Source organism: Shewanella sp. 38A_GOM-205m (assembly GCF_000518445.1).
In the GTDB taxonomy this organism is placed as follows: Bacteria; Pseudomonadota; Gammaproteobacteria; order Enterobacterales; family Shewanellaceae; genus Shewanella; species Shewanella algae.
The window spans coordinates 106,888-122,914 of record NZ_JADP01000006.1 but is presented as its reverse complement, the minus strand read 5'-3'; the positions used below and the strand labels follow the sequence as shown (position 1 = coordinate 122,914).

Below are 16,027 nucleotides of genomic sequence, written 5' to 3'. Positions count from 1 at the left end.
CACAGTTTATCCCATGGGGCCAATTTGTGACACTCAATGTAAATTTGCGATGAGTACGATAGCGTCTTCAGTCATCGCAGAGTACTATCCTGAAAAATCCTTTCTCAGAGATGTGTTAATGCTCAAGTCCTTAAGTGTGATGTTGCTGCTTATTTTGGCGGCAACGCTCGGTTTTCTGATGTTCCATGGCGATGATGCCATGCCGGACAGGCTCAAAGGGGAGTGGACCACAGGTTGTCTCGGTGACGGTAAACTGGGTAAAGAGTTTGTCATGCGCTTTGAGGAAAACCGCTACCACAGTGTCGCCAATCTTTATGACAACAACCAATGTACAGGGGCGCCGCTGAGCCAAATCAAGGGCAGTGCCTATATCGAGTCCATAGGCGGCAAAGTCACCACTTGTGAAGGCCAGGAAGCGGATGAGGCGATGCTGTATTGGGATGAACTCGGTGATGCCAAAGCTTTTGTTTATTACATCAATGAGCAAGGTGAGCTGTTAACCGGCCGACCCAACGAAGACAAGAGTGCTAAGGCTCACTGGTGTCTCGATAAGGACGCCAAGTTTCACCGCCGTTGATAGCAGATTTAGGGGGCGAGTATTTGGAAGCGCCCCCAATGATTTGAGCTTCATTGGCTTTACACCATTCTCGATAACAACCCTTTTCAGCCATCCGTCAGGCTATGCCGATGTTGGGCAATATCTAGCTCCCATTAACCAATTCATTCACTGCCGCACGGCCAGTGCACCCTAGTGGGCCAAACTTGGGGCTGTACTGTTATATCGGATATATCAGAGGGTTCGGGTCCATTCAACTTAGAGTGACGTTTTCCGCCTCTGCCAGAGTAAAACTCTGGCAGAGGCGGCTATCTTTGCTTAATCGTATGACGATAGCTGTAATAAGTCCGCATGATTCATCATAGGCACCATTACGCCTTTGATATTGACGCGAACCCGGCGTTGGTAGGCGTCTTCAAACTCATGATTATAGAGCTTGGTCTTTCTTACACAGTTACCTTGCCGTATGACGCGGGCACCCTTTTGGTAGTTGGCTATACCACCAGGATTACCTGTTACCCGGCCAACAGCTTTGCGCGCCTGTTTAGGGTTTTCGCCCTCTGTGTCGGTCCACAAATGTAGCATTTCGGAGTTGCGGGCTGATTTATCTTTGCGCACCGCTCTGTTGAAAACCAAATACCGTACCTGAAATAGTTCCATAGAGGCGCAGAGTTTCAGCCATTCATCGGAAAAGCTGTCAGCGATTGCCTTGGTGAGGGGATCTATATCAGCCACTTGAGTGCAGCGATGGGCGATAACATCCAGGTCGACATTGTTGCAAACAACCCCCAAGCGTTCTTGCCAGGCTCGCTCAAAGGTCATTCTGTCTACCAGTGTCATTTTGACCAAAGTGGCCTTGAGTTCGTTGTAGCAGCTATCGGAAAAATCGAGCTTCACTTGCGTCTTAACATCTTCCCATGGCTGCGCACTATCTTTCCAAAGGGAATAATGTTGTTTTTGGAACTTATTCAGTTGCTTGACTTCGATTTCTGTCAGCGGCTCGGGCAGCCAAAGTTGTAAATAATGCTCGTTTAGTTCGTCGTATTGATCGTCCACCAAACAGCGTATTCCCTGTTGCTTTAACAATTCCAGTACGTGTTGATGGGCAGCATTAAACTTCAGATTCATATTGAATTACGTCCTGTGTAATTTGGCCGCACACGCTAGCGAGTTTTTCGATGCAAATCAAGTGGTCATGCCTATTTGAACCTTCTGCAATGCCATGCAACCGGCCTTCCAAAAATCATAATTGAGCAGGGGTTATCGTTCTGCCTTCTCAACAAAAGCCGTATTTTATCTGGCAATGGGAGCTATCAAGCGAACATGGAGGATTTAACCAGAGGCTTAAAGCGGGCTGCAAACTGTAACAAAGCATGTCTCTTTAGCAACAATTGCTGAAAAGTCGTCGCGTCCATGATTTACTTGCGCACTATGCACCCGAAAAACCGATAAGAATTCAAATTTCCAACAAACGGGTGCCGGGAAGGAAAATAATATGAAAAAACTCACCCTTTGCCTGGCGGTGTCATTGGCGCTGACAGGGCTGTCTGCATGCCAAACCCAAGGCTCTCCCGAGGCGATGGCGTCCAAAGTCTCTGCTGCTGTAAAACAAGATCAGAACCAAGCGTTCAGTGCGTTCAGTCAAAGCTTTATCGATTCGCTATGGCAGGTTGCGCCGACCTGGGCACTCTATAACGGCTTTCATCAATACGATGCCAAACTCCTGGTACCGGATGCGAACAGCCGCACCGCGACGTTGAACTTTATTCAGCAACAGCGCGCCAAGATGGCGAGCTTTGATTTTGCGGCGCTGACAGCGGCTAACCTGATTGACTATCGTTTGATTGAAAATGTCCTCGGCAGCATGGAGTGGGAAATCAAGCGCTTCAAGTCCTGGCAGTGGGACCCATCCAGTTACAATGTGGCCGGTGGTTTTGCGCAAATCATCAATGAGGACTTTGCACCTTTGGATCAAAGGCTGCGCTCTGCATTGGGCCGATTGGAAAATGTGCCGGCCTATTACCTGGCGGCGCAGCAAAGCATAGATAATCCAACTCTGGAGCACACAGAGTTGGCCATCATGCAAAATCAGGGTGCCTTTACCGTATTGTCCGATGAACTGCTCGCCAAGGTGAACGCCTCCGGCCTGAGCGCTGATGAAAAGGCGTTATTCAAGCAAAGAATGGATAAAGCCGTGGCGGCCATTGAAGGGCATATCCAATTTCTAAAACAGCTGGAGCAGCAGCTCAAGCGCGAAGGTAGCCGTAGTTTCCGGATAGGTGAAGCGCTTTATGAGGAGAAGTTTGCCTTCGATATTCAGGCTGGTATGAGCGCCAAGGCCCTCTATGAAAAAGCGCTGGCCGATAAGGCCAGGGTTCAGGGCGAAATGGCGAAAATTACCGATAAGCTCTGGAGCAAGTATTTCCAGGAGCCCAAGCCGCAAGACGAGAAGAAGGCTATCAGGCAGTTGATCGACAAGCTTTCGGCCCGGCATGTAAAGCGGGAAGATTTTGTGGCCGAGGTGAGGGCGCAGATCCCCGAGCTGGTGAAGTTTGTCAATCAACACGACTTGGTGACTCTGGATCCGAAAAAGCCTTTGGTGGTCAGGGAAACTCCTGAATATATGCGGGGTTTTGCCGGAGCCTCCATCAGTGCTCCCGGTCCTTATGAGAAGGGCGGCAATACCTATTACAACGTGACACCCCTCGATGGCATGACCGACGAGCAGGCCGAAAGTTACTTGCGCGAATATAACCACTGGATATTGCAGGTACTGAACATACATGAGGCGATCCCCGGCCATTACACCCAGCTGGTGTATTCCAATGAGTCACCGAGCCTGGTCAAGAGCCTGTTTGGCAACGGTGCCATGGTGGAAGGTTGGGCCGTTTATGCCGAGCGTATGATGCTGGAACAGGGCTATGGCAACTTTGAGCCGGAAATGTGGCTGATGTACTACAAGTGGAACCTCAGGGTGATTTGCAACACCATTCTGGACTACAGCATTCAGGTCAAGGGGATGACTGAAGAGCAGGCCATCAAGCTGATGATTGAAGAAGCCTTCCAGCAGCAAGCCGAGGCGGAAGGTAAATGGCGCCGGGCAACACTGAGCCAGGTACAGTTGACCAGCTATTACGCCGGATATCGTGAAATTTACGACTTAAGGGAAGAGCTCAAACAGCAGCAAGGCAAGGCGTTTGATCTCAAGACGTTCCACGAAAGCTTCCTCAGCTATGGCAGTGCCCCGGTCAAGTACATCAGTCAATTGATGCAAGACAAGTAGCAAAGGCCGGCGTAAGCCTTGTACTGCATGGCTTACGTCAGAAGAGAGGGCTTGATCGCCGCTTGCCCAATTGCCTATAGGGACAGTTTGACCATCTGTCCCTTTTTCATTATTCCTTCTGTGTGATCCTGCGCACTTTAGCCAGTACTAAAGGAGGATTTTGCTAGCTCGGTTAGGTTAACTATGTTAACGTAAATAGTAATGGTTCTTATTTGAGAATTGTGTTGACGGAAATGACGAAAATTTTATTAGTGGATGATGACCTGGAGTTCAGGGACTTGCTCAAAGAAGCACTGGAGGGCGAGGGGCACGATGTTGTTTGTGCCGCTGATGGTTTGGATGCGCTGATGAGACTCGACACTTTTACTCCGGATGTTATCTTGCTCGACTTAATGATGCCCAAACTCAATGGCTTTGAGATGTTGCTTGCCCGTAAGGACAACACTCCTGTCATAGTGATCTCGGCTATCGACAGTGAAGAAGAAAGGATCAAAGGTTATGAACTGGGGGCAGACGATTTTCTGAGTAAGCCATTCAGTGTCAAAGAACTGCTGGTGCGGATTCAGGCGCTCATAAGAAGGATCAATATCAGTAAAGGGCAGGACACCGCCGATCTTACGCTCAACAAACATATTCAGTTTGACGAAACTGATTACACTGTGGCCATTGCCGATCAGCAGCTATCCTTGACCCAGACAGAATTTCGCCTGTTTAAGTACCTGTTTGAACGCAAGGGACAAGTGGTTACCAAGCAGGAGCTGCAGCGACGAGTGCTAAAAAAAGAACTGGGGCGGTTTGACCGTAATCTGGATATGCATATCTCCAATACCCGGCGAAAACTGGAACAGACCCGTTTGCCAAGAAGCCTTATCAATACGGTGCGCGGTCAGGGATACAGCTTCAGCCTTTGGTAAGATGCTTTAAACCCCACTGATTTTCCCCTCGAATACCAGAGCCTGTTTCGGCCGCGTTTTCAAGCGCGGCCGATTTGGTTTATCCTATAGCCCACTTGCGTGAGCCTTCCCAGGCTCCACACCCTATAAAAGCAATGAAGGAAAACATCATGCGGATCAGCGCGAATTTTGATGGTGGCAATATTCAGGTCATCAGTCTTGATAACAAGGACGACATCAGACTGGCGATCCGCCCGGATCAGGGCGGAGAGTTCTACCAGTGGTTCAATTTCCGTTTTGAAGGCCAGGTAGGAAACAGTTACACCCTCAATATCATCAATGCCGGCAGCGCTTCCTATCCCAAAGGTTGGGAGAACTATCAGGCAGTTGCCAGCTATGATCGCCAGCACTGGTTCCGTCTGCCGACCAAGTATGATGACGGAAAATTGAGTATCAATGTGGAATTGGACGCCGATGCGATTCAGATAGCCTATTTTGCACCTTACAGTTATGAACGTCACCTGGACCTGCTCAGCGCAGTACAGGTGCATCCTGAAGTGAGCCTGGAGCACCTGGGTCTGACCTTGGATGGTCGCGATCTGACGCTGGTCAAGGTGGGTGACGGCGATAACAGCAAGCGCAATATCTGGATCACAGCCCGTCAGCACCCAGGGGAAACCATGGCCGAATGGCTGGTGGAAGGTTTGCTGTACCGTTTGCTGGACTCGGATGACCCTGTCTCCAAACAGTTGCTGGATAAGGCCAACTTCTATGTTGTACCCAACATGAATCCGGACGGCAGCGTCAGAGGCCATCTGCGTACCAATGCCGCCGGTGTAAACCTAAATCGTGAGTGGCAAACGCCAAGCCTTGAGAAGAGCCCCGAGGTGTACCATGTGGTACAAAAGATGAAAGAAACCGGCGTGGACCTCTTCTATGACGTCCACGGTGATGAAGGTCTGCCGTATGTGTTCCTGGCAGGCTGTGAAGGCATTCCTTGTTGGGATGAGCGCTTGACTCAGCTGCAGCAGGAATTTGCCTCGGCGCTCTTGCTGGTTAGCCCGGATTTCCAGAGCGAACATGGTTATGAAAAGGACGAACCCGGTAAGGCCAACCTGACCATAGGCTCCAACTGGGTCGGCGAAACCTTCAACTGCCTATCAAACACGCTGGAAATGCCATTTAAAGACAATGATAATCTGGCCGATCCGCTGGTGGGCTGGTCCCCTGAGCGTTGCCTGTACCTGGGTGAAGCCTCATTGACCGCCATGCTGGCCGTCGTGGACAAACTCAGGTAAGGAGCAGCTATGGCACTGGTTGAATGCCCTTTATGCCACAAGCGGATCTCCAGTAAGGCACCCAGTTGCCCACACTGCAGTTCCAAACTGGGACCCAACACCGAGTCGCTGTCGAGGATCAGCCATATTCAGCAGTCGACCAAACTGATGAACCAGAGCTTTTTGGCCTTGACCCTGTTTATCGCCGGGGTGGTCATCTGGTTTTGGGGGGGAGAAGTCGCCGAAGGCAATCGAGCTATCGCCGGTGCCGTCTGCTTTACGCTCGGTTTTGTGGGTTACCTGATAACCCGGGTACGTATTATTTTGCACAAGCGGAAAAGTGTATGACAGATATCAACAAAGTGATTGAAGAGATGCCGGTTGAAGTCTATGAAAGACTGCGCCGCGCCGCCGAGATAGGAAAGTGGGAAGATGGTACCGTGCTGACCGAGGAGCAGCGGGAAAACACGCTGCAACTGGTGATGCTCTACCAAGCCAGGCGTTTGGATCAAACCGAGCACTTCACCATAGGCGCCGGTGGGCAGATCAACGAGCTGTCCAAGGCGCAGCTGAAAAAGCAGTTTCGCGGTGAGAGTATTGCTGAATTCAAAGAATCTGATCTGTAATTAATTACTTGGATTCTATTTGTAAAAAAGCCCTGTATATACAGGGCTTTTTGCTATCAATTAAATTCAGTCTGCCGTGAGTTCGCCACAGAGGTTTTGCTGCATCTGCCGTCTTATCTCTTCTGTGCCCAGCCCTTGGGAGAGCAGGTAGTGCAACTTGGTCAAGGCGGCTTCCGTGGTCATATCGGCGCCACTGATAACGCCTGCCTTGGCCAGGGCGTTGCCTGTGGCATAACCGCCCATATTGACTTTTCCCTGCAGACACTGGGTCAGATTAATAAGCACTGTGCCCTTGTCGTTGGCCCGCTTGAGGGTTTCCAGCAAGGCGGGATCCTGCGGTGCATTGCCGACACCATAGGTCAGTAATATCAGGGCTTTTACCGGTTGCTGCAGTATGTTGTTGAATACCTCGGTGGAGATCCCGGGATACAGAGTGACCACACCTATGGGATGAGGAGTAATGGGCGCCACTTTCAAGGGCTTATCGCAGGGCTGCGCAATTTTTCCGGCCCGCAGGCGAATTTTGATCCCGGCTTCCAGCAATAAAGGGAAGTTCGGCGAGGCAAAGGCATCGAAGCCGTCGGCATGAGCCTTGGTAGTGCGGTTGCCACGGAATAGCTTATTGTTGAAGAACAGGCAAACCTCGGCAACCGGATAATTGGCCGCGATATACAAGGCATTGAGCAGATTGGTCTGGCCGTCTGAGCGCAGCTGTGACAGCGGAATTTGCGAGCCGGTGACGATAACCGGCTTACAGAGATCCTGCAGCATGAAAGACAGTGCCGATGCGGTAAACGCCATGGTGTCTGTGCCGTGAAGAATGACAAAGCCATCATACTTGTCATAGTTGGCCTGAATGTCGTCGGCTATCATCTGCCAGTGGCTGGGGGCCATATTGGAAGAGTCTATCAGCGGACAATATTCCTGGATCACGAACGTCGGCATCTCTTCATGGAAAAACTCCGGCATGGAGTTGACGCATTCTGTCAGGAAGCCGGCGACCGGGGCAAAGCCGTTACTGGTTTTTTGCATCCCTATGGTGCCGCCCGTGTATGCGACATAGATGGACTTTTTTTTGTTCATAATCTGGCTTTCGTTTTCACTGGGGCAAAAGAGAGGCCGGATTATAGCAAATCAAGCCCGGCAGCATAAGGCACAAAAAAGCCCGGCGAGCCGGGCTTTCAGGATTATCAGTAACTGCAGTTATCGCAGTAAAGATAGACGCCGTTAGGGTCGTCAAAGGCGGCAAACTCTTCCAGTACCTTGCTCCATTGAGTCAGCAGTTTTTCCAGCACGCTGGACTGCTTGACGCTGTGTGGCAGATAAGCGGAGACACTGGCGAACATCTCCTGAATGAAGAGTTGCTCAGGTGTCAGCTCCTGCTCTATCACTCGGCTGTCGAACTTGTCCATTCCGGCCATTTCGGCGGCCTTGGCGATGGCGCTATCGAGATCGCCCAGTTCATCCACCAGACCCAGCTCCAGGGCTTTCTTGCCGGACCAGACGCGGCCCTGGGCAATCTTATCCACCTGTTCGAGTGTCATATTGCGCTCGTTGGCGACCAGCGAGATAAAGTCTTTGTAGCCACGTTCGATATGGCGTTGTATCACCGCCTTGACGCCATCGGAAAGTGACCGGGTAACAGAGAGACCGGCCCAGTCAGAGGTGGCCACTCCATCAGTATTAACACCGATTGAAGACAGAGAGTCCTCGAAGGTGGTTATCATGCCGAAAATGCCGATGGATCCGGTCAGGGTAGTGGGGTTGGCATAGATATAATCGGCGCTGGCCGAAATCCAGTAACCACCGGAGGCCGCCATGCTGCTCATGCTGACTACCACAGGCTTACCGGCTTTCTTCAATGCCAGCACTTCCTGACGAATTTGCTCGGAAGCAAAGGCGCTGCCGCCGGGGCTGTCGACCCTGAGCACTACGGCCTTGATAGTGTCATCGAAGCGGGCCTTACGTAACAGGGCAGAGGTACTTTCACCGCCGATATCACCGGCAGGTTGACTGCCGTTGAGAATATTACCCTTGGCCACTATGATGCCCACTCCTTCGGTGGGTACCAGCGCCGGCAGTGGTGCCATCAGCTTGGCATAGTCGTAGTAGCTGACCTGCTTGAAGCTATCTCCTTCCTTGCTTTTGCCTACCAGGTCCAACATCGCCAGGCGGAAATCTTCAGCGCTGGCCAGTTTATCAACCCACTTGAGGTTAACCGCCATAGTGCCGGAATCGCCATCGGCTTGTTCCAGCTCTGCCAAATAAGCAGTTGCATTAAGGCCCAGGCTGGATTTGTCTATGCCGCGATTGGCGGCCACAGTGTCTGTGTAACTGCCCCAGATGTCGTTGAGCAGTACAGAGTTGGCTTCCTTGGCCGCCTCTGACATGTCATCACGGATAAAAGGCTCAACCGCTGACTTAAAAGTGCCGACACGGAAAATGTGCGCCTTGATTTTTAACTTATCCAGTGCCGACTTATAGTATTGGCGGTAGCGGCTCAGGCCATCTACTGCCACCATACCTTCAGGGTTTAGGTAAACAGTATCGGCAAAACTCGCCAGGAAATACTGGTTCTGATCATAATAGTTACCTATGGCGACTACAGGCTTGCCACTATCTTTGAATTCGTTGAGTGCCTGGCCTATGGCGCTGAGCTTACTCAGACCGCCGTATTGCAACTCGGACAGATCCAATACCAGAGCCTTGATCCGCTTGTCATTGGTGGCGCTGTTAATGGTATAGAGCACATCACTCAATAAGATTTCGCCGTTGACATCGGGTCCTTTGCTTTGGCTTAACATCGCCTCGAACGGGTCAACCTGGCGCTTTTGATCCACTATGCCGCCGGCCAGGTTCAATACCAGCGCCGAGCCATCCTCAACTTGGATTTCATCACTGCTGACCATGGCGATGACCACGGCTATCAAAGCGATGAAGAATAGCGGGAAGAACACTATGTTCAACACCAGCTTGCGAATGAAGTTGATCACATTCCAGATCAACATCAGGGTATTCTTGGTTGTCAGGGGTTTTGCGGACATAGCCACTCCATTTTTCCATGCATTCCGTTAATGCTAACTGAAAATAGCTGCAACGGGAAAATACATTTGTAAGTGATTTTATTCCTGAGCTTTCACTGCTTTAGCCGATGAGTCGCCGGCGGCCAATGCTTTATGTTGAGCTTGATGGCGGCTCAGGTTATGCTGATTTAAATCACTTGTTTAAAAAGGATGTTTTAATGTCGGGCTTTCCTCATTTATTAGAACCCTTGGATCTGGGGTTTACCCAGCTGAGAAACCGGGTACTCATGGGTTCCATGCATACCGGGTTGGAAGAAGAAAAGGGCGGTTTTGAGAAACTGGCACACTTCTACAAGGAGCGGGCGCTGGGTGGTGTGGGTTTGATTGTCACCGGCGGCATAGCGCCCAACTTTCGCGGCCGTTTGGCCCCCAATGCCTGTCAGCTGAGCTTTCCCTGGCAAGTGGGCAAACACAAAATCGTTACCCGCGCTGTACATGAGGGCGGCGGCAAGATCTGTATGCAGATCCTTCATGCCGGCCGTTACGGCTATCATCCTTTTTCGCTGGCACCGAGCAAGGTCAAGTCACCCATTACCCCATTTACGCCGAGCGCCATGTCTTTGCGGCAAATCCGCGGCACCATAAAGGATTATGCCACCTCTGCCGAACTGGCCAAACGGGCCGGTTATGATGGCGTGGAGGTGATGGGCTCTGAAGGCTATCTCATCAATCAGTTCATCTGTGAGCGGGTCAATCAGCGCAGCGATGATTACGGCGGCAGTTTTGCCAACCGTATTCGCCTGCCACTGGAAATTGTTCGCGCTATCCGCGCCAAGGTTGGGCCCGAGTTCATCATTATCTTTCGTCTGTCTATGTTGGATCTGGTCGACAAGGGTTCAAGTCTTGAGGAGGTCATTGAGCTCGGCAAAGCGCTGGAACAAGCTGGTGTCACTATCATCAATACCGGTATAGGTTGGCATGAAGCCAGGATCCCGACCATAGCCACCAGCGTACCCAGAGGCGCCTTTGCATGGGTCACTGAACGTTTGAAAAAAGAACTCAGTGTTCCTTTGGTGGCCACCAACAGGATCAATACGCCTGAGATAGCCGAGCAGATCCTCGCCTCGGGGCAGGCGGATATGGTTTCCATGGCAAGGCCCTTCCTGGCCGATCCTGAGTTTGTCAACAAAGCCGCGGCCAATCAAAGCGAAGCCATCAATACCTGCATCGGCTGTAATCAGGCTTGTCTCGATCATACCTTCTCGCTCAAGCGTGCTACTTGCCTGGTTAATCCAAGAGCCTGCTATGAGACAGAAATTAATTTCCCCAAGACTGAGTCACCCAAACGCCTGGCTGTGATGGGCGCGGGCCCGGCTGGGATGGCATTTGCCGTCTACGCCGCTGAACGGGGGCACAAGGTGACCTTGTTTGAAGCCCGAGATGAAGTCGGTGGCCAGTTTAACCTGGCGCGCAAGATCCCAGGTAAAGAGGAATTCAACGAAACCATACGCTATTTCAAGAATCGCCTCGCACATTTTAAGGTGGACCTGCGTTTGAATACGCCGCTCAACGCCTCGGTGCTCAGGGATGAACCTTTTGATGAGTTGGTGGTTGCCAGTGGTGTCGTGCCAAGAGAGCTCAACTTGTCCGGGTTTGATTCCCCCAAGGTGGTCAGCTATCAACAGGTGCTGCGGGGCGAGGTGGAAGTCGGCCAGCGGGTGGCACTTATCGGCGCCGGCGGCATAGGTTTTGACTTGGCGCATTTCCTCGGCGAGCAGGAGTCCAGCACGCTGGAGCCGGAACGCTGGTATCGTCAGTGGGGCATAGACACAAGTTACGCCGAGCGCGGCGGACTGGCCAAACAAGCCCAGGCGCATGCCCCGGCCAGAGAGCTGTATTTGTTGCAACGCAAGAAGAGCAAGCTGGGTAAAGGCTTAGGTAAGACCACGGGCTGGATCCATCGCATGGTGCTTAAGCAGCACAAGGTGACAGAGCTCAGTGGGGTCAGCTATGAGCGCTTTGATGACCAGGGATTGCACATACTGATTGATGACAAGCCGCAGCTGCTGCCTGTGGATACTGTGGTGATCTGCGCTGGTCAGGAATCCAACCGTGTGCTGTTGCCGGAACTGGAAGAGTGCGGCTTGCCAATGCATCTCATTGGCGGCGTTGATGTCGCTGCCGAGTTGGATGCCAAACGCGCCATTCGTCAGGGTGCAGAATTGGCGATGCGGATCTAGTCTCTAACCGGGCTTAACTCCCCGCCACAGAGGGGATTTTTTTGCTTTACTTATAACCTTATTGTCGAAAAGTGGACATACAACAGCATCGGATTGGGGAGATATCAATGATGAAAACTACCATGGCGAGTTGCTGCGCGCTGGCGCTGTTGACCGGCTTGAGTTTAGTGGCAACCGCTGCTGACTCAGATCCGGTTTCCGTTGAAACGCCTGCCTATGATAAGGCACTGGCCCATGCACTCGGTGCCGATCAATATGGTATGAAACCTTATGTGATGGCGTTTTTAAAGGCGGGTCCCAATCGAAGTGGCAGCAAAGAACAGCGCGCCGAGCTTCAAAGAGCGCACATGAGCCATATTCAGCATTTGGCGCAAGAGGGCAAACTCGTGTTAGCCGGGCCCTTTATTGATGGCGGCGAGTGGCGGGGGATTTATATCTTTGACGTTGCCAGTTTGGCTGAGGCTGAAGCCTTGACGGCCAGCGATCCTGCGGTTCAGGCCGGTAGTCTTGCCATGGAACTTAAAGCCTGGTACGGCAGTGCGGCTTTGCTGGAGGTCAACCGTATTCACACCCGGATAGCCGAGTCACAGCCTTGAGTGACAAGCTCCGCTAGCACCACTATATGAGCGTTTCAAAGTCGCTTTAGAATATCGTTCGGCACTGAGCTCAACCCGGGTGGCGGTAAAAAACCGCCCAAGCCGCGTTCGATACGCAAATGCTGCAAATCCAACGCCCGGGTCAGGGGCACGAAGATGGCGCCGGGATGAAGGATATATTCGCTCACCAGGTTGAAGCCGCCGCCACTGATAACCCTTTGATACTGCCAGCCAATATCTGAGGCCGGGTACAGCTGCAGCCGGGTTAATCCGGGTTTGTGCTCTTTGTTGTTGCAGTTGTTGAAGTTGCTCAGAGCACTGCTATTAAGCGGTTTGCTATCAAGGGGGTTGTTATTAAAGCATGCATCGGCGCTTGGGTGCGGCGGCGCAATAATATCTATCGCTTCTCCCGCCTTTGTGGCGTGTTCAAGCAGCAAAGCCTGCTCGGCAAGGCTTCCCGAGTGGATCACCAGAGTCTGTTTAGGCTTTTCAAGACCCTTTGGGGTTGCATCTTGGGACTTGTCTTCGCCGAGTAACGGCAGCCAGAAGCGTTGGCCCGTTTGATTGGAGAGCGCCTGTTCCTGCTCCGGTGTCGGCCATTCACAAAACCAGATTTGCTGAAAACGGGGAATATGGGCAACGCGCTGGCGATAGACATTCCAATTGAGCAATCTGGCGATATAGACAAGTTTGCCAGGCAAGGGGATATCACCAAGCTCGCCCCAAATGCCCCCGGGAAAGGCATCTATCAGCATGAGCCGACACGCTTGTTGCTTGTTGAGCGATGCCAGTAACTGCTTGAGCCAGGCGCTGAGTTCGGCTCGGCTTTGAAGCCTGGTAGGCAGGCTTATGTGTTGAATGCCCTTTGGTAACAGCGTGTCGACCGCTAACGGCAGTGGACTTGTGATCACCAACGCTTGCTGCGCCTTGATAAAGCCGAGCACTTTCAGTGCCCGGCTCAAGTGCCCGAGCCCGCCGCCGGGGGCGTAATAGATAAGCATCAGTGACTCGCCGTTTGAGCGACCAGTGTCTTGATGGCAGCCAAATAACGCTCGGCTTCAGCCTCGGCGCTGCACTGACTCAGTACCGTTTGGTACAAGGCCTGGCTCTTGGCAGCGCGAATCGAAGCCGTATCGGTTTGCCAACGCACCAACGCATCCAAAAGCGATTCTGCCGAAGTTGGATGGAACAGATAACCTGAGTCCGTTTGGCCGCGGAGATTATGGGCCGCGTCACTGTCAGTCAAACGGCCTTCTAAGACATGCTTTTCGCGTTCATGCAGACTGTCGAAGATAAGATCGGCCATACCACCGCAGCAGGCGCCGAGCACAGGGATGTTAAGCGCCGCCGCCTCCAGCAGCACATTGGGCGTTCCCTCATAGAAAGAGGGAATAGCGATAAGGTCGCATACCAGATAACGGCTTATCAGCTGATACCTGTCAAGAAACGGCTCCAGAGTGTAACTGCCCTCGGGCAGAGTCTGCAACAGCTCGGCGGCGCTTTCATCCAACTCGCCAATCAACAACAGATGGCAGTTGTGTACCAAGGGGCTGCGTTTGAAGGTCTCGATAAAAAAGGCCAAACCTTTTTTCTCTTTCAAATGACCGAAAAGGCCAATCACAGGCTGACTGGGATTTTCCAGGTTATTGGAACGCCAGGCTTTGGCTTGCTCTTTATCCAGCGGCAATGGTTGCCAACGTTCGCTATCCAGGCCATTACTCATGTTGTGCACTCTGACTTGCGGCCACAGGGCTTTGACCCGCTTTGCCTTGTCGGCGCTGACGGTCAATACCAGCGCGCTGGCTTGCAGCGTATCCTGCAGCACTTGATAGCGACGATGATCGAGAATACTCAAGTCGAAGTCGTTGCCGCGCAGCAATGTGATGAGCGGTAGCCCAAGCCAGGCGGCAAAGACTCGCCCGGCATGCATGGAGAAGGGATAGCCATAGGCAACGACAGCATCATATTCACCCTCCAGCTTGTGCCACAGAAGATTGAGCGAGTGCGCCGGGTTTGTACCCATGGGGAAGCTGTGATCGCAACCCTGCTCGGCAAAATAGCCGGTCTCCTTTTCCAAGCCGCCGGCGCGTAAATGATAAAGGGTGATATGTACCCCGAGTCGCCGCAAATGGCGCACCAGTCTATCGCAGGACAATGCCATGCCGCCTTTGGCCGGCGGGTAGTGTTGAGTCAGCCACAGTAGCCTGGGGTTAGCTGTCATAGATATCCCGATACTCGTAATCCGGCAACTGCTCATCATCTTCGTCGACAGGGAGCTCAAAAGCGGCAAAGTCCTCGGCATCAAACTCCTTGTTGTAACTGCCGTGTTTGGTGTGCAGTTGGTACCAGGCACTGCCGAGATACAGTTGTTTGAGGGCGAAACCGGCAAGCGGATCTTCAGGTTTAACGCCTTGTAGGCTCAATTGCTCATACTTGGTGCCTGAGTGCGGATCTTCATAGACTTCCTTGCCGACCTTCAAGGGTTTGGCGGCGCACTGAAAACACAGACAGGTTTTGGGATCCAGATGATGTTCGCAGACACTGGCTTGGCACTCACTGCAACTGCCAACGGCAGGTTGGCCGCAAGGGCTGAGGGTGAAAAAACCGATTTTTAGCTGACACTGACTCATATTATCCCCTGGCTCGAATACTGGTCTGTTGATAGGACTTGGCGATGGTTCTGAGAATATTCTCGGCATCCATCAAACGTGACTCACCGATAAATTTAAAGGTGGAGTTGGATTTCACCTTGGTGATGCCGTTTTGAGTCTGTGCCTTGCTCGTTGGTGCCAGTTTGGTTTTACGCAGATGGTAGTGATCAGGATTCAAGGTCAGGCAGCTGCGAATGCTGCGCCGTCCCTTGTACTTGATCTTGGTTTTGACCTTGCCTCGGGCGTTTCGACGGGTGCGTTTACGACGACAGATAACATCATCCACCCGCAGTTGCAGCTCATTGCCGTCTTTGAGTTTGGCCCTGAATTGCAACAGTGGCACTTCAAAGTAGGCCAGTTGGGTGTTCTTCTCAGGCTTTTCGGTTCGGGCCGGCTTACGTTTATGTATGGAGTCGAGATCCAGTTTCAACTGCACGCTGTTGGTCTCCATCGCCAATACCTGCATTAACTTGATAAGACCGGTACGCACATTGTCGTTGACGTCCATACGGTTGCAGCTGTGAAGCAGTAATATAGAGGCCAGAGTCAAACCCACCAGGGTATACACCACCAGGTGAGGCACGGGCAGGAATATGCTGACAATAGTGAAACCTATCAACCAATTGCGGCTGCGGCGAAACTGGCGTCTCAATGGGCTGCCCATACGATCCAATCGGGTCAGACGCTTGAGAAACAGTAACCAGTGTTGGGTCGAATGGGTTGCATCCAACTTCTTGGTGCGGATAAATTCCTGCTCCGCCGGGGTTAACTGCTTGAACACTTTGCGCATTCGCCAGTAGTGAAGCGGGGCGTTAAAAGGGTTTATGGCTGTTTCCATATCGTTTCCTTGACATTAAACAGGTGCTATTAAACGGCTAGCTA

At 52.0% G+C, this 16,027-nt stretch carries 15 protein-coding genes; 8 read left to right on the top strand and 7 right to left on the bottom strand.

Features of this window, described 5'->3' with window-relative positions; genetic code table 11:
• Positions 1 to 118 precede the first annotated feature (118 nt).
• Positions 119 to 577, top strand: coding sequence for a hypothetical protein (locus N512_RS0107675; protein WP_028779936.1), 459 nt, complete (start codon positions 119 to 121; stop codon positions 575 to 577).
• Positions 578 to 874: 297 nt separating this feature from the next.
• On the opposite strand, the gene N512_RS0107670 is transcribed toward N512_RS0107675, so the two are convergent.
• Positions 875 to 1,684: a hypothetical protein gene (locus N512_RS0107670; protein WP_028779935.1), complete on the bottom strand. Its 810-nt coding sequence runs from the start codon at positions 1,682 to 1,684 to the stop codon at positions 875 to 877.
• Between the two features lie 367 nt (positions 1,685 to 2,051).
• Between N512_RS0107670 and N512_RS0107665 the strand changes: the two genes are divergently transcribed.
• The 5 genes from N512_RS0107665 to N512_RS0107645 all read left to right on the top strand — a co-directional run bounded on the left by N512_RS0107665 (position 2,052) and on the right by N512_RS0107645 (position 6,635).
• Positions 2,052 to 3,839 carry a DUF885 domain-containing protein gene (locus N512_RS0107665; RefSeq protein ID WP_028779934.1) on the top strand — a complete coding sequence of 596 codons (1,788 nt, stop codon included), beginning with the start codon at positions 2,052 to 2,054 and terminating at the stop codon, positions 3,837 to 3,839.
• A 233-nt stretch (positions 3,840 to 4,072) separates the two neighbouring features.
• Entirely contained in the window at positions 4,073 to 4,753 is a 681-nt protein-coding gene (locus tag N512_RS0107660) for a response regulator transcription factor (RefSeq protein ID WP_025010433.1), read from the top strand.
• Between the two features lie 149 nt (positions 4,754 to 4,902).
• A complete protein-coding gene (locus N512_RS0107655) occupies positions 4,903 to 6,030 on the top strand; it encodes a M14 family metallopeptidase (RefSeq protein WP_025887359.1) in 1,128 nt (375 codons plus the stop codon).
• A 9-nt stretch (positions 6,031 to 6,039) separates the two neighbouring features.
• Positions 6,040 to 6,357 (top strand): hypothetical protein, encoded by a 318-nt coding sequence (locus N512_RS0107650; RefSeq protein ID WP_025887361.1) that lies wholly within the window; start codon positions 6,040 to 6,042, stop codon positions 6,355 to 6,357.
• Positions 6,354 to 6,635, top strand: a complete 282-nt coding sequence (locus N512_RS0107645) for a YeaC family protein (protein ID WP_025010431.1) — start codon at positions 6,354 to 6,356, stop codon at positions 6,633 to 6,635. Before N512_RS0107650 ends, N512_RS0107645 begins: the two co-directional genes overlap by 4 nt.
• Before the next feature lie 66 nt (positions 6,636 to 6,701).
• On the opposite strand, the gene ansA is transcribed toward N512_RS0107645, so the two are convergent.
• Complete coding sequence (ansA, locus tag N512_RS0107640) at positions 6,702 to 7,718, bottom strand: asparaginase (RefSeq protein ID WP_037474461.1); 1,017 nt, start codon at positions 7,716 to 7,718, stop codon at positions 6,702 to 6,704.
• A gap of 107 nt (positions 7,719 to 7,825) precedes the next feature.
• Positions 7,826 to 9,679 carry a signal peptide peptidase SppA gene (sppA, locus tag N512_RS0107635; RefSeq protein WP_028779932.1) on the bottom strand — a complete coding sequence of 618 codons (1,854 nt, stop codon included), beginning with the start codon at positions 9,677 to 9,679 and terminating at the stop codon, positions 7,826 to 7,828.
• Positions 9,680 to 9,876: 197 nt separating this feature from the next.
• Between sppA and N512_RS0107630 the strand changes: the two genes are divergently transcribed.
• A complete protein-coding gene (locus N512_RS0107630; protein ID WP_037474460.1) occupies positions 9,877 to 11,898 on the top strand; it encodes an oxidoreductase in 2,022 nt (673 codons plus the stop codon).
• 107 nt (positions 11,899 to 12,005) lie between these two features.
• Positions 12,006 to 12,494 (top strand): YciI family protein, encoded by a 489-nt coding sequence (locus N512_RS0107625; protein WP_051472703.1) that lies wholly within the window; start codon positions 12,006 to 12,008, stop codon positions 12,492 to 12,494.
• A 35-nt stretch (positions 12,495 to 12,529) separates the two neighbouring features.
• Here the strand turns inward: N512_RS0107625 and N512_RS0107620 are convergent, their stop codons facing one another.
• The 4 genes from N512_RS0107620 to N512_RS0107605 are packed head-to-tail and all read right to left on the bottom strand — an operon-like array spanning position 12,530 to position 15,983.
• The gene (locus N512_RS0107620) at positions 12,530 to 13,495 is read right to left on the bottom strand and encodes a hypothetical protein (RefSeq protein WP_028779929.1); all 966 of its coding nucleotides are present in this window, start codon (positions 13,493 to 13,495) and stop codon (positions 12,530 to 12,532) included.
• A complete protein-coding gene (locus tag N512_RS22475; RefSeq protein ID WP_051472702.1) occupies positions 13,495 to 14,715 on the bottom strand; it encodes a glycosyltransferase family 4 protein in 1,221 nt (406 codons plus the stop codon). Before N512_RS22475 ends, N512_RS0107620 begins: the two co-directional genes overlap by 1 nt.
• Positions 14,705 to 15,124: a hypothetical protein gene (locus N512_RS22470; protein ID WP_051472701.1), complete on the bottom strand. Its 420-nt coding sequence runs from the start codon at positions 15,122 to 15,124 to the stop codon at positions 14,705 to 14,707. Before N512_RS22470 ends, N512_RS22475 begins: the two co-directional genes overlap by 11 nt.
• Before the next feature lies 1 nt (position 15,125).
• On the bottom strand, positions 15,126 to 15,983 hold the full coding sequence (locus N512_RS0107605) for a hypothetical protein (protein ID WP_028779928.1): 858 nt from the start codon (positions 15,981 to 15,983) through the stop codon (positions 15,126 to 15,128).
• Positions 15,984 to 16,027 lie beyond the last annotated feature (44 nt).